The organism is Limosilactobacillus difficilis (assembly GCF_947387495.1).
GTDB lineage: Bacteria > Bacillota > Bacilli > Lactobacillales > Lactobacillaceae > Limosilactobacillus > Limosilactobacillus difficilis.
In genome coordinates this window covers 1-21,025 of the sequence record NZ_CANDNU010000001.1, presented here as the reverse complement: position 1 = coordinate 21,025, position 21,025 = coordinate 1, and the positions used below count along the sequence as shown (strand labels likewise).

The window sequence follows — 21,025 nt, the reverse complement described above, 5'->3', positions numbered from 1 at the left end:
CCCTACTCCTGCTCAGTTGGTCTGTGGGCAATGATGCCGTACCAATCCTTCATGCGTAAAGTTTCGTCAACCAAGAACCCCTGTTTACTCAACGTTTCAGTGACCAGGCTCAACTTATCCTTGATGATTCCCGACAGAAGCAGCTGCCCGCCCTGCTTCAGGTTATCCCACGCCTGGGGGATCAGCGGAACGATAATTTCAGCCAGGATATTGGCCACCACCAGGTCAACCTGCTGGTGAATGCCATCCAACAGACTATTGACCCCCAATTCAACGTCGCTTGCTACCGGATTTAAATTGAGATTCTCGCGGGCTGATGCCACCGCCGTTTCATCGATGTCATAAGCGATAACATGCCCGGCACCCAGTTGTTTGGCGGCAATGCTCAGCACCCCTGATCCTGTTCCGACGTCAATCATCGATTCGCCACCCTTAATGACGGTTTCCAGTGCTTGCAGCATCAGCTTGGTTGTCGGGTGCGTCCCAGTCCCAAAAGCCATCCCCGGATCCAAAATCAGCAACTTTTCGCCGGCTTGCTGACGGTGGTAATCTTCCCATTTAGGTACGATAGTCAGTTGGTTAGTGACCCGCACCGAGTGGTAATACTTCTGCCAAACAGTTGCCCACTGCTCGTCTTTAATGGCACTGCTTTCAACAGTCCCAGGACCGCAATTAAGGCCAAAGGAAGCTAACTGTTTAACCCGGCTTTCAATCGTCCTAATTAATTCTGGTAAAAAGGTCTTAGGCGGAAAATAACCGGTCACTGCTGCGCCATGTTGACGGTGGGGCAGGGTTTGCGGGTCCACAATTTCACCATATTTGCCATAATGACCCGCTTGCAAGTGAGCGTAGTCCGCGGCATTATCGATTTGAACCCCACTCGCTCCCTCATCGGTCAGAATGTAAGAGACCGCTTCAACCGCTTCATTACTGGTAATTACCGTCACTGCCGTCCATTCCATGAAAATCACTCCTAAACAAGCGGAGGCCGGAGAAAAAACGCAGTTTTTCCCCGGCCTCCAAAATCTTTCGCTTTAATTTGCGTTGTCGTGCTCTTTGTCTTTTACAATTTTGCCTTCCTTTGCCCATTTCTTTTCTAAGTGGTGACGAAGGTAGTCAATTAACTCTGTTTCCGTTTTAAAAATACGGGGATGCTTTTGGTGGTGCAGTCTAACGTCAATTTCATTGATCCGCAGACGCCCCGTCCAGGTATGGGAGTAACGAATGATTACCCGGTTCTTTAATTCGTGTTTGCCAAAGCGAAAAACATAGATATGCTGTGGCGTCATCATTGGCCGAATATAGTCTTTTTGGTATGTCAGGTCGTTATCACGCATAAATTTCTTAGTGCGATTAAGCATGGTAATCATTTCCTCCTTTCACGCAAAGTTAGTAAAAAGCCTGTTCTGTTCGACAAATTGCTTGTAATCTCGAATATTGTATCATACAAACATTGATTTGCCAAAAGACGACGTGTTCCAACTCATTAATGCTGGCTAAAAAAACGAGTAGCTTCAATTGCCTTCTGCCAGCCTTGATAGTAACGCTTAGCATCCGCGGCCGCCATCTGTGGCCGAAATTCAGAACCGATCGGGCTGCAGTTCTTCAGATCAGCTTGCTTGTCCCAAAAATCAACCGCCAGACCAGCCAAAAAGGCAGCACCCAGGGCAGTCGTTTCTTCCATTTTGGCCCGTTCGATCCGCGTTTGCAGAATATCAGCCTGGAATTGCATCAAAAAGTCATTGCGGGACGCTCCACCATTGACGGTCAATTTTGACAATTCGAGACCAGTATCTTTACGCATCGTGTCAATGACATCCTTAGTTTGGTAAGCAATTGACTCCAGAGTGGCCCGGGTGATGGCCTTTTTATCAGAGCCACGGGTCAACCCGAAAATGGCTCCCCGAACATCCTGATCCCAGTACGGTGCACCTAGGCCCGTAAAAGAAGGAACGACGTAAACCCCACCAGTCGATTGGGCTTGTACTGCCATTTCTTCTGACTCACTGGCATGCTTGAAGAACTTTAAGCCATCGCGCAGCCATTGAATAGCTGAGCCCGCAACAAAAATGCTGCCTTCCAGTGCGTAATTGATCTTGCCATCAAGGCCGTATGCGATCGTTGTCAGAAGGCCATTTTTTGACAAGATCGGCTGAGTTCCGGTGTTCATAACAATAAAAGCACCAGTACCATAAGTATTCTTGATATTGCCCTTTTCAAAGGCTCCCTGCCCGAAAAGCGCCGCCTGCTGGTCACCTGCGATCCCGGCAACCGGAATCTGGACCCCGAAGAAATGATAATCGCCAGTGTAGCCGTAAACTTCCGATGAAGACCGAACCGAAGGCAACATTTCTTTCGGAATATCGAGCAGTTTCAAAATATCCGTATCCCATTTGAGGGTATGGATATTAAACAACATTGTCCGGCTGGCATTGGTGACGTCCGTCGTGTGAACGCGGTGACTAGTGAGATTCCACAGCAGCCAGCTGTCAATCGTCCCAAACAGCAATTCTCCCCTGCGCGCTCGTTCTCGTGAGCCAGGGACGTGATCCAGGATCCACTTGATCTTAGTTGCTGAGAAATATGAATCAACCACCAGTCCTGTCTTTTGGTGAATCATATCCTTATAACCATCGGCGATTAACTGATTAGCAATGTCACTAGTCTGCTTGGACTGCCACACGATGGCATGATAAATCGGCTTGCCGGTATAACGATCCCAAATGACAGTCGTTTCGCGTTGGTTGGTGATCCCAATTGAAGCGATCCGATAAGGTTGAATTCCCGACTTGATCAAGACGCTGGAAATTACCTGTTGAACGCTGTCCCAAATCTCCATCGCGTCATGTTCAACCCAACCGGGATGGGGAAAATACTGTTTAAATTCTTGTTGGGCCATGGCAACTTCTTGGCCCTGGTGATCAAAAATCATCGCCCGCGAACTCGTTGTCCCCTCATCAATTGCCATCACATACTGCTGCTCATTCAAGATCGTCAACCCTTTCCAAATTTTACCCGCTAGCTGCGCGCCAATATAACACTATTTTAGCATATCCCTGCTTAATTGTTACGACTCAACGCCGCTTGAACGGAAGCGATATCATCGTAGGAAGCCGTCACGAAAAGGCGATCACCGGCGTTTATAACTGTGTCACCGTGAGGAGTCAGCCACTTGCCATCGCGTCTGATTCGACTAATCGTGATCTTGTCAATCATCGGCAGTTCATCAATATTGATCCCAGCATAACGCCGATTTTTGACCGTAATTTCAAAGATACCGTGTTCTGTATCAGTTAAAATGTCCATCATTGCTGGTGATTCAATTAATGCCCGCAGCATACTTGACTGCACATTGTAAGGATTAAAGATCTCAACCCCTTCTTCAACTAGGTGGTGGATATTGTTGAAGTCATGGTGATTGCTCATCTGCGACATAATAACTCGCTCAACCCCATTCTTACGGGCAATTTCGGCGATCGGGAAGTTACGATCATCTTTCCGGAAACCGACAACTAAAACCTCGGTGTCAAAGAAGTTGCCCTTTTTAAGACTGGCTTCATCGACTGTTGGCAGGTAAGTAATGTTTGCTACCTCACTATTATAAGTGCTATAAGCATCATGGTTGTCCGTAACCATCCGAACGTCATAGAGCTGACTCGTCAGTTGCTGGGTGATCGGTACTGTCAAAACGTTGGCCCCGATGATGACTACGCGTTGCTTAATCAGGTCTTCCTTAGTGGCCTTAAACAAAACGTTAAACGTGATTGGTCCACAAATGCAGACAATCACTGCGCCAAGAATAAAAGCGTCTTGCTGGGTCGCCGTAATGGCATGCAGGTTGCGTGCCACCTGCAAGGTTGGTAGCACCAATGTAATCGTCGTGGCACAGAGAAAGGCGCCTGCCAGGGAATTATTCGGACTGAAACGTCGTCGATAAATGAATGTCGGCACCATCTTAGCAAGTAAGAAACAGATGACCAGGACTGGAATGAGCATTAACGCTCGTGGATTCGAGAACAATGTGCGCAGATTAAGTTTGATCCCCGTAGTGATAAAGAAAATCGGGATGAAGAAACCATAACCGATCGAAGTCAATTTGTCTTCCGTCGCTTGTTCCGGCTTCAGCAACTTCATCACCATCCCTGCGAGAAAGGCGCCCAGGATGTTTTCAGCACCGACCGTCGTGGCCAAGGTCACTAAGGTGAAGATTAAAAAGAAAGCTAGCCGAACATCGAGCTGGGTCGTAGACTTGGTGATCTGGTTAAACCACTGGTATGGCTGCTTAAAACGACGCAACAAAATAATTGCCGCAACAAACAAAAGAACGATTAACCACAAACGACCGGCATGTCCCCCGTTTAAAGACGCGTAAACCGTCAGCATCAGCATCGGAATCACTTCGCCCAACACGGCAGTCAATAAAATTGTTTGTCCGATCGGTCGGCTCAGGATTTCTTTTTCCTTGAGGGTCGCAATCACAACACCGAGAGCAATCGAACTGAAAATGATTGTCGCCAGCATTACGCCATTAAACATCCCCAGGGCTTTCAAAAGGAAGCCGAGAATTGCCGACACAATGAAAATCGAAGCAAAGGCCCAAGCGGCTAACTTTACCGGAGAAGCAGCTTCAGCCTTTTGGTCGGGCTGGCGCCGAAAAAGATCAAAATTAATCTCCATTCCGGAAAGAAAGATTAAAACAATTACGCCCAGGCTCGAGAGCAGGTTCAGCGTACTGTTCATTTGAACGACATTAAAACCACTCTGGCCGATCACAATCCCGATAATGATTTCGGCAATGGCGGTCGGCATGTTTGAAACCTGAAAACGAGCCATCAGCAGCGGAACAATCAGTGCTGCTAACATGACGATAAGAATTGAAAGCTGAGACATAGAATCATCCTCACTAAAAGTTTGTGAATTTCTCCCATTTTAACCGAATTCAAGGTTAGAATGAAGTTACAGTTTATTATAGCAATGGTAAGAAGGGATCCTGATCATGACTAAAAAATTTTCATCTTGTACCAGCATCTTAGTTGCTAAAAAGGCCTCCATCGATCACTCGATCATGATTGGCCGCAATGAAGATGCCAAGGCAGCTTGGCCCAAGAAAATGGTTATCCATCCTCATGGCAGTCTGCCGGATAGCTTCGTTTCAAAAGAAACTGGCCTCAAAATCGCTTTACCAATGCCTAGCGCCAGGTATTCTGCTACTCCCGAATGGACAGATAAAGAGGGGCTCTTTGAAGAGGACGGGATTAATGAATACAACGTCGCTATGAGTGCCACCGAGAGTGCCTATTGTAACGACCTCGTACTTGCCTGCGACCCTCTCGTCAAACACGGGTTAAACGAAGAAGCAATGATCACATTAGTTCTCCCCTTCGTCAAAAGCGCCCGGGAAGGGGTGCAACGACTGGGTCAGTTAATTGCCAATTATGGTACCGGCGAAACTAATGGGGTCCTTTTTGCTGACAACGATGAAGCTTGGTACTTCGAAAGCGGTGCTGGTCACTATTGGGTTGCCCAGCGAATTCCCGATGATTGCTACGCCGTCGTAGCCAACCAGCTGGCAATCCAGGAAATTGATTTCGATGATCCAAATAATTTTATGTACCATCCTGGCATCCGGGAATTTGTTGAACAAAACCACCTCAACCCTGACCCAGGCCACTTTAATTTCCGGCACATTTTCGGAACCGCCGACCGATCAGATGCGATTTACAGTACCCCCCGTGTCTGGTATGGTCATCAGATGTTCAATCCTCACTCCTGCGCAGCAGAATGCCCCGAATCACAGGATTTGCCATTCATCATCAAGCCGGAACATCCCCTGAGTCTGTTCGATGTTCAAGACTATCTGGGTTCTCATTTCCAGGGCACCCCATATGATCCATTGGCTGCCGGTAATGACCCCCGTAAAAAGAAGTACCGACCAGTCAGTCTCGCCAAAACCCAGGAATCTCATATTCTGCAAACCGGTCGCGAAACTGGCGTCAACATCCACTGGTTAGCCATGGGTGTGACTGCCGAAAGCGTCTACGTTCCCTTCTTTAATGGTATTACCGACGTTCCTGCCGCCTACAAACGGGGCAAACTTCCGGCCCAAAACACTTCTGCTTACTGGATTTTCAAGAAAGCAGGCGTACTTGTCGATTGCAATATGCACCAATTTCTACCACAGCTCGAGGACGTTCAACATCAGCTTAAACGCCAATTCATGCATCAGGTTAAAATTGTCGACCAACAAGCTCAGCTAAAAGATTCGGCTGCACGCCAGCAATACCTGACTGAATCCAGTACACAATTGGCCGAAGATGCTCTCCGGGCTTATCGCAAACTTTCCGCACAGCTGCTGACCCAGTTAACTGATTGCTCACCGCTCAATTTTGCGACTGACGAAAACCTGTAAGCAACTGGCTGAAAACTAATTCTTGGCTTTTTGCTGGCAGTATTGTCGATACTGCTGGTCGTAATGATAAAGAGCGTTGTAGTGACTTACCATTTCCTGATCGTGCGTGTAGACCCGACCAGTGTCAAGTGTCTTCTCGTACATTTCCAGGTAAGGAATACCGGCTTGACGTGCTGCATGGCGTTCCTGTTCGCGATCATAGGCAACGTGGCGGTAATCCAAATCAGCAATTCCTTGCTCGTCAACCGTCATCAATAGATAATGAGCTCGCGTGTCGGCTTGCAATCGGGCTTGACCATTAAAGGGCTCCCCTACTGAACCGGGATTCAAAACGATCCGCTCGTCTGAAGCATAGCGGAAAAGCTGGTGATGGACATGGGCGTAAATTGCCACATCTTGACTGCCAGGAAAGGCTTCGTCAAAATTAGTCGACGGTTGAGTTGGGAACAGTTTCTGGCCCATGTTGAGTTTTGGCAAGTTGTGAGCAACCGAAAAAACCAGCTTACCAGCTTGAACAGTTTGCTGGAGGGGCCAGGATGCCAGGATTTCAAAAACACTTTGGTCCAACCGACCGGCTAAGTCTTGCGCCAAGCGGCCAAAGTAGATCCGTGACGGCTTGAGCGGTTTAATTTTTCCGGCCGCCCCGTTGATGGCGAGATCGTCCCAATTACCCCGCACACAAACCTGTGGATGCATTTGCTTAAAGAGCTGCCAAACATTCTTGGCGCCCGGGCCCGGCATAAAGAGATCACCGATAAACCAATATTCATCTACATGGTGACGAAGACTGTCTTGATACATTGCTTGCATTGCTGTGAAATTGCCGTGGACATCAGAAAAGATGGCAATCGTTTTGCTTTTCCCCATTTTCTCACCTTCCATTTTTAAAACCATCTTATCAGGATCGGCAACAGAAAAAAAGCGGCGCAAATGCGTCGCTTTTGCTATTTTTACTACTAATTCTGCTTTCGGTTGTGTCGCGTGTTGACTTCATAAAAGATCCAGGCCACCCCACCAAAAAACAGCGGTCCAATAATCGTCCAGAAGGCCGTTTGGTAATCGTGCTGCAAAATTGGTGACAGGCAGGTAAAGATAATCCCAAAAGCAATTACCAGCCAGACAACCGCAACGATGATGTTTGTCAAAACTTTATTCTTGTAAATCACGAACGGCCGCTTCAAGTCTTTGCGTTTCTTAAAGGCTGGGAAAGCACCAACCAAGAAGAGGTACGGCGCCGTCGTAGCTACGTTAGCCATATTGGTCAAAATCTGGTAGAAGCGTTGGGCAGCGTTGCCCCCGAAAGCCACCAGGAAAATAATGACACAGATAACAATGGCTTGCAGCCGCATCGCATCGCTCGGCATCCCGTGTTCGTTGATTCGCGTCAACCGTTTTGGCCACAGGTCTGGGTTTGAACCAAGAATAAAGGACTTAATCGGTGAGTAGATAACGACAAAGAAAGAACCACAATAGGCTAAGAACATGCTCAGACCGGTGAAACGTGTCAAGATGCTTCCTAACATTACAGCCGTTTCATGGCTTGTGCCCAGGGCATTGCCCATTTGGACCCCCAAGTTATTCATCAATACGTAGGAAATGTTCCCTAAGTTGACAGTTTTACCGCCTAAGACTTGGTGCCAGTTGGTGCTGACCCCCCACAGCAGGATCATCAGCGAATAGAGGACCATCACAACGACCATCGAAATGGCAATCCCCAGTGGGAAGGTACGCTCAGGTTTTTCAAGCGAATCAACGACGCCCCCCATCGTTTCCATCCCGCCGTAGGCAAAGATGGCATAGATAACAAAGGAAATCAGCGCAATCGGGCTTTGAAACAACGGGTTCGGTGATTTAATAAAGGAACCAGCGTGAATTGGCTGCGCCATGGCCCCGTGGTTAGCAGCCCACACCACCAAACTCAAAACGATAAACAGCGCCGATAAGATCATCACGAAAGTCCCACCAATCGATGCAACTTTCGCAATTTTATCGACCCCGTTACTTGCCAGGGCCGTCACCAAAATAATCCAGATAATGGCTAAAATACCGACAACCTCAATCGAAGACAACCCCATAAAATGCCAGCTCTGCGTTTTATCGGCACCGAAAATCAGCGAAGAAAGTGGAATCCACACTTTGGAAGCTGTTGAAACCATCCAAATAATCCACGCCGACAACCAAATAAAAGTTCCGATAAAAGCGAGCCGCTCCCCGATGGAAACTTTTAACCAAGAATAAATTCCACCCTTAGCGTTTTTTAATGCTGAACCGTATTCGGCAAACATCATCGACGACGGCAGGAAAAATAGAATAGCAGCTAGAATATACCAGATAATGCTGGCATAGCCCATTTGGTCATATGCCACTGTTGTATTGGCAAAACCAAAAGTCTCCGTAAAAATCATCAAGATCAAACCGATAACGGTGATCTTCTTTTTAGCATTTGACATAATACTCCCCTTACTAAATTATAAAAATTGCTTATCTAATTCTTAGTATACCCTTCTTTTCCAAAGAAAAACTTTTAATTTAAAATTTGAGGGGAGCAATTTTAATTGGCAGTCAGCAAATTACTCTATCTTGTCATAACCTAAGTTCATGTTCGCGGATAATTCGGCGCCCTTGCTGAAGGATAAAAATGGCGATAATTACTATAATAATGCCCAGTATCTCTACCCAATTCATCTTCAGATAAAAGAAAATCACGCTTAAAATTGAAGTCACGATTGGCTGGAGCGCATCCATAATACTGACTACATCGGAAGGAGCATATTTTGTGGCGTGCATTAACAGACTAAAAGGCAAGATGGTCCCAAACAAGACAACCGTTGCCACGGAGGCCACTAACGTCGTTGAGATTTTCGGCGTCCCCACCCAAAACGGACGGATAATGTTAAAGAGAATGCCGGCAATAATGGTGGCCCAGCCTAATACTACGATTGGCGGGTTATGCCTGGATGCCCGCTTAGGCAAAACTACGTATAGTGCCGCCGTAATTCCGGACCCGATTCCCCACAGCAAGGCTGAAAGGGGGATGGACAATTTGGTAATATTGCCCCGCGTAATACACATCACAACCCCAATTAAAGCGAGAATAAATGCAATGATATCAACTCGAAAGGGTTTATGATGAGTAAAAATAACACTGCCAAGCACGATAAAGAGCGGAGAAAGATATTGGAGAATGGTTGCAGCAGAAGCATTCCCTTCCTGAATCGCATAGTAAAAGGTCAGCAGGTTGGCCATCAAACCCAAAACAGCGTAAGCAATCAATGAAATTAGCGATTGACGCTCTGTAAAAATGTTAAAGATCCCCTTGCCATAGCGAATGGCGCTAAAAGCAAGCAAAATAATACCAGTAACCAGGGTGCGGACGGAAAGCATCCAAGTTGCTGGAATCGCAAGGTTTTGCGAAATCAGTTGAAGGACTGTGCCTGAAATACCCCACATCGTTGAGGCTAATGCAGCCAAGCCCATCCCCTTCATCACACGATTAGAATTTACATTATCCATTGTTATGGTTCCTTTCGAGCTAGAATAGCAATTTAACTTCGGTTATCAAAAATTTTCCTGATAAAAAGACCGTGCATCAAGACAATTGAGAGGAATTATAAGTTCCCTTCACTTGTCTGTGCACAGCCTAAATAACTAGACAGAGACTCACGCCTAGTTCTGCTCCTCATCGGTCTTCAAAACGGCCATGAAGGCTTCCTGCGGAATATCAACTTTACCGACAGCCTTCATCCGTTTCTTCCCACGCTTCTGCTTTTCCAACAGCTTAGCCCGCCGGTCTGGATCCCCCGTGTGAATCCGGGCAGTAACATCTTTGCGATAGGCCTTAATATTGGTCCGCGCAATGATCTTTGAGCCAATAGCCGCCTGAATTGGAATTTCGAAGTTTTGCCGAGGAATGATATGCTTCAATTTTGTCGCAATCTCCCGCCCCCGTTCAGCAGCCGTCGAACGGTGAGTAATGAAACTCAAGGCATCGACCCGGTCACTATTCAGCAAAATATCAATTTTAACTAAATCACTAACCTGGTAATCATCAATTTCATAGTCAAGGGAGGCATAACCGCGGGTACTGCTCTTCAATTTATCGAAGAAGTCATAGATGATTTCCGCCAGTGGCACGTGATAGATGACGTTCACCCGGGTATCAGAAAGGTACTCCATCGTGTCAAACTTACCCCGTTTATGCTGACACAATTCCATTACCGCTCCGACGTAGTCATTGGGCACCATGATCGAAGCCTTAACAAATGGCTCCTTAATATCTTTGATTTCGGAAGCATCGGGCATCTCCGCTGGATTTTCCACTTCAACTGTTGAACCGTCGTGAAGGTCCACATGGTAAGTAACCGACGGGGCGGTGGTAATCAGGTCGAGATTGAATTCCCGCTCCAGTCGCTCCTGAATGACGTCCATATGAAGCAATCCCAGAAAGCCGCACCGGAAACCAAAACCGAGGGCCTGCGATGATTCAGGTTCAAAAGTCAGTGCGGCATCGTTCAGTTTCAGCTTTTCCAAAGCATCACGGAGGTCATTGAACTTGGCATTGTCAGTCGGGTAAAGACCAGCGTAGACCATTGGCTGCATCTGACGGTAACCCGCCAACGGCTTGTCGGTCGGCCGGTCAGCGTTGGTAATCGTATCACCGACCCGGGTATCCTTGATGTCCTTAATGGCCGCGGTAACATAACCAACATCCCCAGCCATCAGGTAATCACGCGGTAAAGGCTTTGGTGAGTTGATGCCAACTTCAGCAACTTCGTAAGTTGTCCCGCTGTTCATCAGTTTAATCCGGTCACCCTTCTTGACGGTCCCTTCAACGACCCGCACCGAGAGGACAACTCCGCGATAGTCATCGTACTTGGAATCAAAAATCAATGCTTTTAACGGTGCTTTCAGATCTCCGTTGGGTGCGGGGATATCGTGAACGATCTGCTCCAGGACTTTGTCAACGCCCAGTCCGGTTTTCGCACTGACATCGGCGGCCTTACTGCAATCGAGGCCGATTTCATCTTCGATCTGTTCCTTGGTGCCGTCTACGTCGGCCGATGGCAAGTCAATTTTGTTAATCACCGGCAAGACCGTCAAGTCATTATCCATCGCCAAGTAAACATTAGCGAGCGTCTGGGCCTGGACACCCTGCGTCGCATCGACCACGAGAATAGCCCCCTCACAGGCAGCCAGTGACCGTGAAACTTCGTAAGAAAAGTCCACATGACCTGGTGTGTCGATCAGGTGGAAAATATAGTCCTGCCCGTCTTTGGCATGATAGGTCAAAGCAACAGCGTTAAGTTTAATCGTAATTCCGCGTTCACGTTCGAGAGGCATATCATCGAGGACCTGGTTTTTCATTTCCCGTTTGCTGATCGAATCGGTCATTTCCAAAATACGATCGGCCAAGGTCGATTTGCCATGGTCGATGTGGGCCACGATCGAAAAGTTGCGGATATGCTTTTGCCGCTCCTTCATTTTTTCAAAATCCATTATCACCAATTCACTTCTTCCGTTTAGTTACAGCTATTAGTATAGCAAAACAAAAGGGGCGCACGCAAAGCCGAAGCCCTGCCTGCGTCCTTTTGAAAAAGATTTAGTTAATCTTGGTAAAGGTTACCTTTTGTTTAACATTGCCTTGCCCGGCATTGACAATCTGGTAAGTAAAACTCCGGGAAGTCAATTTGTTACTGGTAGCAAACACGTTGTTATACTGCCACTGGGAAACCTTGTTGTTAGTCTTCATCTGTGCCAGCGTCAGTTTGCTGCCATCCGCTTTATAACGCCAGGAGCCACCGTTGGACTTATTCTGCTTTTGCCAAACACTCTCAAACTGGCTGTCACTGCTGGCCGCCTTAGTCGCTTGGGTCTTATTCTGGGTTACAACAACCTCGTTACCGGTTTTAGCGAAGGTCATGTATAGCTTACGCTTCGTGGTCGGATTATTGTAACTGTAGACATTACCTGGAACTTGATCAGCAACATCATGGGTAAAGTGATAGTAACCGCCACCGATTACCAGCAGAACTACGACGATTAACAGAATCCAGGGCCACTTACGCCGTGGCTTGTCAACTGAGGAGCTTGCATCATTAGCCTTTTGTTTTGCCATTGATCACGCCCCCTACTTGCTGCCGTTGTCAGCAGACTGAATCTGGTAGTTGACCTTGTTGCCGCTATAACTCAGTTGAACAGCTACATCGCCAGCACCGTTGATCTTGTCCAACTGGCCACTAGCCTTCAAACCAGCGACGATGGTCTTTGCCACCATTTTAGCAGTTGTTTCATTCCGGACAGGCAGCGTAATTGCGCCAGACTTGATGGTCTTCCCATCAGCAACGCTGTCAGTGAAGTTAATGTGAACACCGTCACTTTGGTTGATATTATCCTCGACAGCTGACTTAAATTCATCCGCACTCATCTTGCTGCTGGAGAACAACCCCTTCTTAGTACTGCTCGAGCTGCTGGAGGAGCTGCTAGAACTGTTAGAAGCTGAAGTCGAGCTACTATTATCACTTGCACTCGAAGATGATGGTTCTTGTGGTGATTTATCGCTCTTCGTTGGGTAATAGTTATTAGTCGTGTGAGTGGAGTTATTAGTGCTGTTATTTACTTTGTAAACTGAGTTGTCAATGTTGACGGAGTTGTCGGTATTGGAAATAACAATCTTGGTTTGAGCAACCACATTCGGGTTTCCCGTTACTTGGTAACCACTTGGTACACTTCCATCCCGGTTAAGAATCAAGATATCACCAGCATAAATCAAATTAACGTTGGTGATGTTGTTGTCATAGGCTAATTTTTCGACCGAAATGCCCGTTGCTGCTGAGATTCCAGAAAGGGTATCCCCCCACTGAATAACGTAGCGAGTGCCGTGCAAGTTGTTCAAATCAATGTGCTGAGCTAACATGTTGTCGCTGATCTGATCTGGTGTGTTAGCCACCCAGTTCGTAATGTCAGCTTGTTCAGCAGTCGTTTGATTCGAGTAGAAGTCATTAGCAGCTGCACTGATTGGTGCCAATGCCAGTGGTGCGACCAGGACCGCTGTCAAAGCGGCAGCACCAATTTGCTTCTTTAAATTCATTCTTTATCCCTCCGCAACGGTGAAAACACCGTTAATTTTCAACTCATATTATACTTCATTCGCTCTTCTCGTGCTGGTTTCTTTATAATTTTTTATAAATAACCCACACTAACAGCGATCCAGCCAGAGTCGCTTACTTGTTATCATCAAAAGCATCTTTGAGTTTCTCAAAGAAGCCGGGCTTAACCCCGCTGACTTTTTGACCAGAAGCCGCCGCGAAGGCTGCCATTGCTTCCCGCTGGCGCTTGTTCATCTTCGTCGGTGTTTGGACGTGGATCCGGACATGTTCATCACCGTTGCCACTCCCGTTAAGGTGGGGAACACCCTTATTGCGCAAACGGAAGTCCGTTTCCGACTGGGTCCCCGCAGGAATCTTCAAATCAACATCACCGTGGACCGTCTTAACTTTCACTTTATCACCGAGAGCTGCCTGGGCGAAGCTGATGTTTTGATCTACATAAATGTCGCTACCGTCACGCTGAAAGTCTTTGCTGGGTGCCACATGAAAGACAATGTACAAATCCCCGTAAGGCCCGCCATGGCTTCCGGCTTCTCCTTGACCAGCAAGCCGCATCTGAGAGCCGTCGTCAACGCCAGCTGGCACCTTGACTTTAAGTTCATGACGCTTATTAACGCGACCAGCGCCCTGACAAGTTGGGCACTTGTCCTTGATGATCTGACCGGTTCCGCCACATTCTGGGCAAGTCGTCTGGGTCTGCATCCGGCCCAACGGCGTGTTGCGAATCTGCGTGACTACCCCACGACCTTGACAACGAGGACAAGTCTCTGGTGTTGTTCCCGGACGCGCCCCGGAGCCATGACAAGTCGAACATTCCTCCTGCCGATTATAACGGATCTTCGTCTCTTTACCAAAAACAGCATCCATAAAATTAAGACTCATCGTGTATTGCAGATCCCGACCCGGACGAGGAGCATTGGGGTTTTGCCGCCGGCCACCGCCAGTGAACATGTTAAAAATGTCGTCAAAACCAGAGCCACCAAAATCACCAAAACCGCCGAAGCCGCCTTGCTGGCCCTGGCCACCAAAGCCACCCTGGCCGTTAACACCAGCTTCGCCGAACTGATCGTACTGGGCACGCTTTTGCTTGTCGCCAAGCACCTGGTAAGCCTCGTTGATTTCCTTAAACTTTTCTGCGGCATCAGGTGCGTGGTTAACATCTGGGTGATATTTCGCCGCTAGCCGCCGGAAAGCGTGTTTGATATCCGCATCAGATGCATCCTTGCTTACACCTAAAACGTCATAATAGTTTTTTTCTGCCATCTGCATCCCTCATCTTAAAGATTAACGTCATTGAACTACTCTAATAGTTATAACATTTTTTCCTAGACAGGAAAAACCAAAGTCCGGTTTCCTGGCCTTTGGTTTTTCCATAATATTGTGGCTAACGGTTACTTCTTGTCGTCGTCAGGGTTAACTTCGGTAAAGTCACCGTTGACGGTTTTACCATTATTATTGTTTTGGCCATCGTTGTTTGAAGAACCGTTGTTGTTACCATTCGGGTTAGCATTATTACCGTTGTTTTGGCCGTTTTGCTGAGCCTGTTGGTAAAGCTTGACGGAGAGGTCCTGAACAATCTTGGTCAGATCATCCTTCTTGGCCTTCATTTCGTCGTAGTTCTTGTCATCCTTTGCCTTCTTTAGAGCGTCACGAGCATCCTGAGCCTTCTTAATTTCGTCATCAGATACCTTGCCCTTCAACTGCTTCAAAGTCTTATCAGTCTGGAAGATCAGTTGGTCAGCTTCATTATTCAGATCAACCTGTTCCTTCTTCTTCTTATCAGCTGCGGCGTTTTCTTCGGCATCCTTCTTCATCCGTTCGATTTCTTCATCGGACAGGCCAGAACTGGACTTAATCGTGATATTTTGCTTCTTGTGTGTCCCTTGGTCTTCGGCCGAAACGTTTACAATCCCATTCTTGTCAATGTCAAAGGTCACCTTGATTTGCGGCACACCACGCGGTGCAGCCGGAATGTCTGTCAGCTGGAAGTTCCCTAAGGTCTTGTTGTCAGCTGCCATTGGCCGTTCACCTTGCAGGACGTGAATATCAACAGCTGATTGATTATCAGCAGCAGTTGAGAAGATTTGGCTCTTGGAAGTTGGAATCGTTGTGTTGCGTGGGATCAGCTTAGTCATAACACCACCCATGGTTTCAATCCCCAGTGACAGTGGCGTCACATCAAGCAGAACAACATCCTTCACATCACCAGTCAGAACCCCACCTTGGATCGCCGCACCAAGGGCAACGGCTTCGTCAGGGTTGATTGAGTGGTTTGGCTCCTTGCCAGTTAATTCCTTGACCATTTCCTGAACAGCCGGAATCCGCGTTGAACCACCGTTTAAAATCACTTGATCGATGTCGCTGAAACTCAGATCAGCGTCATTCAAAGCATTCATCACTGGTTGCTTCGTCTTTTCAACCAAGTCATTAGTCAACTGGTTAAATTTAGCCCGGGTCAGCGTCGTGTTCAAGTGAACAGGGCCCTGCGTCTTAGGATCCTGGGCAATAAATGGCAAGCTAATGTCAGCCTGTTGAGCACTTGACAGTTCCTTCTTTGCCTTTTCAGCGGCATCCTTCAGACGTTGCAGAGCCATCTTGTCTTGACTCAAGTCAATGCCGTGTTCCTCTTTGAAGGAATCCATCAACCAGTTCATGATCTTCTTGTCAAAGTCATCACCACCAAGGTGGGTATCACCATTAGTGGACAGTACTTGGAAGACCCCGTCGCCCAATTCAAGGATGGAAACATCAAAGGTCCCACCACCAAGGTCATAAACCAGAATCTTTTCGTCCTTGTCTTCCTTATCAAGACCATAAGCTAATGAGGAAGCAGTTGGTTCGTTGATGATCCGCTTAACGTCCAAACCGGCAATCTTCCCGGCGTCTTTAGTAGCTTGACGTTGCGCATCGTTAAAGTAAGCCGGCACCGTGATAACGGCCTTGTCAACCGTGTCACCAATGTAGTCTTCGGCGTACTTCTTGATGTATTGCAAGATCATTGCGGAAATCTCTTGAGGGGTGTACTTCTTACCTTCCACCTCAACCGTGTAGCCCGCTTCACCCATGTGACTCTTGATTGAGCTAATGGTGTTCGGGTTCGTGATGGCCTGACGCTTAGCCACGTCACCGACCTGGGTTTCCCCGTTCTTAAATGCAACCACTGACGGCGTTGTCCGCCCACCATCAGGGTTTGTAATAATCTTGGGTTCATTACCTTCCATTACGGCAACGGCGGAATTAGTCGTCCCCAAGTCAATACCGATAATTTTATTGCTTGCCATTTTTTATCCCTCTTTACTCTTTAAAACTCAAATTATTGTGCCACAATCACCATGGCCGGACGCAAAACCCGGTCTTTCAGCTTATAGCCATCCTGAAGAACTTGAACGACTGTGTCAGCTGGATGGTCATCATCGGCAGATACGGTTTGAACAGCTTGCTGAACGTTCGGATCAAATTTCTTGTCCAAGGCCTCGATCTTTTTAACGCCATGATTAGAAAGGGCGTGTGCGAAGTGAGTATAAACCATTTGAATCCCTTCGTGCAGTTGCTTAGCCTCATCGCCTTCTGCTTTAGTGCTCAACGCCCGCTGAAGGTTATCCAGGACTGGTAAAATTTCCTTGATAAGGTCTTGACCCTCATACTTGAGCAAGCTGGCCCGTTCATCTTTGAAGTGACGATTCATGTTTTGAATTTCAGCTTCAGCCCGCAAGTATTGATCATCTTTGCCAGCCAACTGTTTCTTCAAATCATCAACCTGTTTTTGCAGGTCTTTTAATTGCTGATCCGAAGCCTGATGTTGACCCTTTTTAGCTGACTTGTCAGCCTTAGCAGCTGCCTTTGGACGAGCCTCGGCGGAATCTTTTTTCTCTTTTTCAGCCATCTTATTTCCTCCTATTCATCATAGTAACGGTGATAGTAATTAAGCAAACGTTTGGCTAATTCGCGCCGAAAAGCATCGATGATCCCAATCGTTCTAGAATAAGGCATCCGCGTTGGGCCAAGCACAGCGATGATCCCTTGTCCGTACTGACTGACATCATAAGTAGCTGTAATCAAGCTGTAGTCTGCCATAACCTTGTTACTGCTAATTTCGTTACCGATTTTAACACTGATTCCCTCTTCCGGTGAATCAGCATCAATCAGGTGCGAAAGGCGGTCATTTTGATCAAGCAAACTATACAAAGCCTTCATTGCGTTAGGATCTTGTCGTTCCGAATAACCTAACAGATTCATCCGACCGCCGACAAAGAAGCGTTCACGCACTGCGGACTGTAACACATTATCAAAAACATCCAGAAAACCATCTGGGCTCTGCAGATAAGCAGTAATTTTGGCTGGAATATCTGTTTTCAGCCGTTTAATGACGTCCGTCAACGGTTGTCCCGTCAACTGATCATTAATCATCCGCACAACCATTTCCAGTGAATCAGTGTTGATCGTTCTCGGTAAAGTAAAAGACTGACTTTCAATATCACCAGAATCAGTCACTAAAATCGCAATCACCTTTTGGTTGCCAAGTGGCACCAAGCGAAAACCACTCAGTCGGACCTCTTTTTGCTCCGGCTTTAAGGTAAAAGCGGTATAACTCGTCAGTTGTGACAAGATATCCGCAGAATGCGAAATCAGCTCGTCAATCTTATGAAACCCCATTCCGAGAGAATGCTGAATTACAAGCAGATCGTTATCAGTCACCGCATCTGGATTCAATAGATGATCGACATAATAACGATAACCCTTTTTCGACGGCAGGCGACCAGAACTAGAATGTTCCTTTGTAATAAGGCCCGCTTTCTCTAAGATTGCCATCTCGTTACGAACAGTCGCGGAACTAACTTTCTGCGTCAAGCGGGTAGCCAACGATTTAGAGCCAACCGGTTGACCAGTTGCAGTATACTGACGTACAATCTGCTGCAGAATATCCTTTTGACGTTGTGTAAGCAATTATCACCACTTCCCTTTTTAGCACTCAACCGCGTTAAGTGCTAAATACATTTTCTAATATAACAATCAATATTCGAAAAGTCAAGAAACGTCAAAGATTTTTTAGGAGGAACCTTCATGGCCCAAGAAAAACACCATTATATCCAACCAACCGGGCCCCGGGACGCAATGGAGCTGATTCAAAAGCTTTTCAACAAATACCGTAATGCGGAGCTGACGAGCGAATTGCTTTCCTATCATCAAAACTTATTGATGCGCTTAGGCGACGACATTCTGCGAGCTGCTCAGGCAGAGCACAATCCCCAGCTGATGCAAGATCTCAAGTCAATGACTGCCATCATGAAAAGCTGGCTTCCAGTCCGGATGTCTGGACACCCCTTTCCTGGCAAAATGAAAAATTTCAAATTGGATGCCGCCAGTCCCAAACACCAGATCAAACGGCAAGTTCACAAGATTCACAATATTAGCAATCACCGCAGTAGCCGGCACTAACAAATAAGGAGTTGGGCAAAACCCAGCTCCTTATTTGTTATCTCGAAGATAAGCCAAGCAAGCCGCCTGGTCACACTTCATCTGCTTAACGAGCGCCGCTATCGAATTAAATTTGACCGTATCCCGCAGCCGTTGGTACCACTTCACCCGAACTTTTTCACCATATACCTCGTGATGAAAATCAAACAGAAAAATCTCTAGGGTCTTGTTGGCATCATCACCAAAGGTCTCGTCATAGCCAATATTAGCCATGCCACCATACCAGGTGCCGTTGACCAGAACACGGGTAACGTAGACTCCTGTTTTGGGCAAAACACACCAGCGGGGCCAATCAATGTTCAAAGTTGGAAAACCGATTTGCCGCCCGCGGGCAAAACCGTGTACCACTAAGCCCCCCGTTTGGTAATGATAGCCAAGCGCCTGGTTGGCCTGACCGATATTTCCCTTTCGAATTGCTTGTTTGATTTGAGTGGAGCCAACCTTCTCATCAGCGATTCCCGCCGCTAGTTTTGGCACGGTGATGACAGCAAAACGCCCCCTGGCATAATCAGGCAAATGCTTCATCGTCGCGGATTCACCTGGTCCATACGTATGGTCAAAACCCGCAACAACCACAAGCGGGTGTAAGGCGACGAGGTAGTGGTCGACAAATTCTTGCGGATTCTGGGCCCCAAAGTCAGAGGTAAATGCAACTTGATAGACCCGGTCAACTCCCAGCCGCTCAAACAGCTCATACTTACGCTGATTGCCAGTCAGATAGTGAATCCCGTGTTCAAAACGGCGATAAACGATCTGGGGACTATGGTTATAAGTCAACACTGCTAGCGGCACATGGCGCCGCATTGCTTCCTCCTTAGCACGCCGGATTACTGCCTGATGGCCCCGATGAACACCATCGAAGAAGCCCATCGCCAAAATAACTGGCCCCGCCGGAATTAAGTTCGGCTTGAGAGGGTGGTGAAGTTTGATGATTTCCATTATTAATCACGCTTTCGTCGAGATCATTTTGAGAGGGGCATAATGACCAGAATCACGTTGGTAGTACAGTGCTTTAACGCGGCCTTGATAGGTCAAGGCAATCCGCTGGTCAGCATTAGCGGGAATCTCAGCAGTTTTGAGCCAACCACCGTTCTGAACGGCTTGCCACTGTTCTTTATTCAAAGCTAAATGCTGCCAATCTTCAAAAACAATTTCAAGTGGCAAGACATACTGGCTGAGCAACTGATTGGCTGCTAGGTCCGATAAATCAGCCAAACTAAGTGTTTGGTCCAAGTTAAAGCCGCCACTACTGGTCCGGGTCAGCGAACTCATCACACCAGGATAACCCAATTTTTTGGCGAGGTCCACCGCCAGCGTGCGGACATAGGTTCCTTTCGAACATTTGACGGTAAAGCGGACCCGTTGCTGCCCCTTGGCGGGGTCAAAGTCATTGGCCACCATTTGAAAAGCATTGATCACTACTTGACGATGGGGCCGTTCGACAGTCTCCCCCGCGTGGGCATATTCGTAGAGGCGCTTGCCATTAACTTTAACGGATGAATACATCGGTGGAACTTGCGTTATTTTGCCCATCATCGTTGCCATCGCAGTTTTAACTGTTTCGTCACTAATTTTGCTTTCAACGCGTTGCCGTTTGACTGTCTCACCATCCAGATCTTCCGTAGTCGTTGAAAGACCGATTAGCAATTCACCACTATATTCCTTGGGCTTTTCGTGTAAAAAATCGACGCACTTTGTCGCCTTGCCAACGCAAATCGGTAAAACACCATCAACATTAGGGTCCAGCGTGCCAGCATGGCCCACGTGCGCTTCATGGATAATGTGTCGAACCCGATTAACACAGTCAAAACTGGTCATCCCGCGTTCTTTGTAAAGTGGAATAATGCCATCCACAAGACCACCTCCGAATTTTATCACCATTTTAGGATAACACATTCATTACATATTAGCAGTTGACGAACTTCACGCACAAAAAAGCAGAGCCCGGCTTAGCAAGCTTGATGCGTACCCCCAAAGTTGGAAATCGACTTTGGGGGTATTTTTTTATGACTAAAATTAGCATAAACACTAAGCT

The 21,025-nt window shown here is 47.2% G+C and carries 18 protein-coding genes; 2 read left to right on the top strand and 16 right to left on the bottom strand.

The genetic code is table 11. The annotated features are described in order from the left end of the window. Positions 1-2: 2 nt before the first annotated feature. The 4 genes from prmA to QOR82_RS00075 form a co-directional block, all read right to left on the bottom strand. Positions 3-962 carry a 50S ribosomal protein L11 methyltransferase gene (prmA, locus tag QOR82_RS00090; protein WP_283582731.1) on the bottom strand — a complete coding sequence of 320 codons (960 nt, stop codon included), beginning with the start codon at positions 960-962 and terminating at the stop codon, positions 3-5. 72 nt (positions 963-1,034) lie between these two features. Continuing rightward, positions 1,035-1,370, bottom strand: a complete 336-nt coding sequence (locus QOR82_RS00085; protein WP_283582730.1) for a hypothetical protein — start codon at positions 1,368-1,370, stop codon at positions 1,035-1,037. A gap of 116 nt (positions 1,371-1,486) precedes the next feature. Continuing rightward, positions 1,487-2,989, bottom strand: coding sequence for a glycerol kinase GlpK (glpK, locus tag QOR82_RS00080; protein ID WP_283582729.1), 1,503 nt, complete (start codon positions 2,987-2,989; stop codon positions 1,487-1,489). A 71-nt stretch (positions 2,990-3,060) separates the two neighbouring features. Continuing rightward, the gene (locus QOR82_RS00075) at positions 3,061-4,890 is read right to left on the bottom strand and encodes a monovalent cation:proton antiporter family protein (RefSeq protein ID WP_283582728.1); all 1,830 of its coding nucleotides are present in this window, start codon (positions 4,888-4,890) and stop codon (positions 3,061-3,063) included. A 106-nt stretch (positions 4,891-4,996) separates the two neighbouring features. Between QOR82_RS00075 and QOR82_RS00070 the strand changes: the two genes are divergently transcribed. Next, on the top strand, positions 4,997-6,409 hold the full coding sequence (locus tag QOR82_RS00070) for a C69 family dipeptidase (RefSeq protein WP_283582727.1): 1,413 nt from the start codon (positions 4,997-4,999) through the stop codon (positions 6,407-6,409). Between the two features lie 15 nt (positions 6,410-6,424). Here QOR82_RS00070 and QOR82_RS00065 read toward each other — a convergent pair whose 3' ends face one another. The 10 genes from QOR82_RS00065 to hrcA form a co-directional block, all read right to left on the bottom strand. Beyond that, positions 6,425-7,276 (bottom strand): metallophosphoesterase family protein, encoded by an 852-nt coding sequence (locus QOR82_RS00065; RefSeq protein ID WP_283582726.1) that lies wholly within the window; start codon positions 7,274-7,276, stop codon positions 6,425-6,427. A gap of 89 nt (positions 7,277-7,365) precedes the next feature. Beyond that, a complete protein-coding gene (gene yjeM, locus QOR82_RS00060; RefSeq protein ID WP_283582725.1) occupies positions 7,366-8,859 on the bottom strand; it encodes a glutamate/gamma-aminobutyrate family transporter YjeM in 1,494 nt (497 codons plus the stop codon). Positions 8,860-8,992: 133 nt separating this feature from the next. After that, positions 8,993-9,922 (bottom strand): DMT family transporter, encoded by a 930-nt coding sequence (locus tag QOR82_RS00055; RefSeq protein WP_283582724.1) that lies wholly within the window; start codon positions 9,920-9,922, stop codon positions 8,993-8,995. A gap of 153 nt (positions 9,923-10,075) precedes the next feature. Next, entirely contained in the window at positions 10,076-11,905 is a 1,830-nt protein-coding gene (lepA, locus tag QOR82_RS00050; RefSeq protein WP_283582723.1) for a translation elongation factor 4, read from the bottom strand. Between the two features lie 103 nt (positions 11,906-12,008). Continuing rightward, a complete protein-coding gene (locus QOR82_RS00045; protein WP_283582722.1) occupies positions 12,009-12,524 on the bottom strand; it encodes a hypothetical protein in 516 nt (171 codons plus the stop codon). A gap of 12 nt (positions 12,525-12,536) precedes the next feature. Then, complete coding sequence (locus QOR82_RS00040) at positions 12,537-13,496, bottom strand: LysM peptidoglycan-binding domain-containing protein (protein ID WP_283582721.1); 960 nt, start codon at positions 13,494-13,496, stop codon at positions 12,537-12,539. A gap of 133 nt (positions 13,497-13,629) precedes the next feature. Further along, positions 13,630-14,778, bottom strand: coding sequence for a molecular chaperone DnaJ (gene dnaJ, locus QOR82_RS00035; protein WP_283582720.1), 1,149 nt, complete (start codon positions 14,776-14,778; stop codon positions 13,630-13,632). 128 nt (positions 14,779-14,906) lie between these two features. Continuing rightward, on the bottom strand, positions 14,907-16,796 hold the full coding sequence (gene dnaK / locus QOR82_RS00030) for a molecular chaperone DnaK (protein ID WP_283582719.1): 1,890 nt from the start codon (positions 16,794-16,796) through the stop codon (positions 14,907-14,909). 32 nt (positions 16,797-16,828) lie between these two features. After that, on the bottom strand, positions 16,829-17,398 hold the full coding sequence (grpE, locus tag QOR82_RS00025; RefSeq protein ID WP_283582718.1) for a nucleotide exchange factor GrpE: 570 nt from the start codon (positions 17,396-17,398) through the stop codon (positions 16,829-16,831). A gap of 11 nt (positions 17,399-17,409) precedes the next feature. Then, positions 17,410-18,459 carry a heat-inducible transcriptional repressor HrcA gene (hrcA, locus tag QOR82_RS00020; RefSeq protein WP_283582717.1) on the bottom strand — a complete coding sequence of 350 codons (1,050 nt, stop codon included), beginning with the start codon at positions 18,457-18,459 and terminating at the stop codon, positions 17,410-17,412. A gap of 117 nt (positions 18,460-18,576) precedes the next feature. Between hrcA and QOR82_RS00015 the strand changes: the two genes are divergently transcribed. Further along, complete coding sequence (locus QOR82_RS00015) at positions 18,577-18,951, top strand: hypothetical protein (RefSeq protein WP_283582716.1); 375 nt, start codon at positions 18,577-18,579, stop codon at positions 18,949-18,951. Positions 18,952-18,981: 30 nt separating this feature from the next. Here QOR82_RS00015 and ribF read toward each other — a convergent pair whose 3' ends face one another. Further along, complete coding sequence (ribF, locus tag QOR82_RS00010) at positions 18,982-19,929, bottom strand: riboflavin biosynthesis protein RibF (protein ID WP_283582715.1); 948 nt, start codon at positions 19,927-19,929, stop codon at positions 18,982-18,984. 6 nt (positions 19,930-19,935) lie between these two features. Further along, entirely contained in the window at positions 19,936-20,844 is a 909-nt protein-coding gene (truB, locus tag QOR82_RS00005) for a tRNA pseudouridine(55) synthase TruB (RefSeq protein ID WP_283582714.1), read from the bottom strand. Between the last annotated feature and the right edge of the window lie 181 nt (positions 20,845-21,025).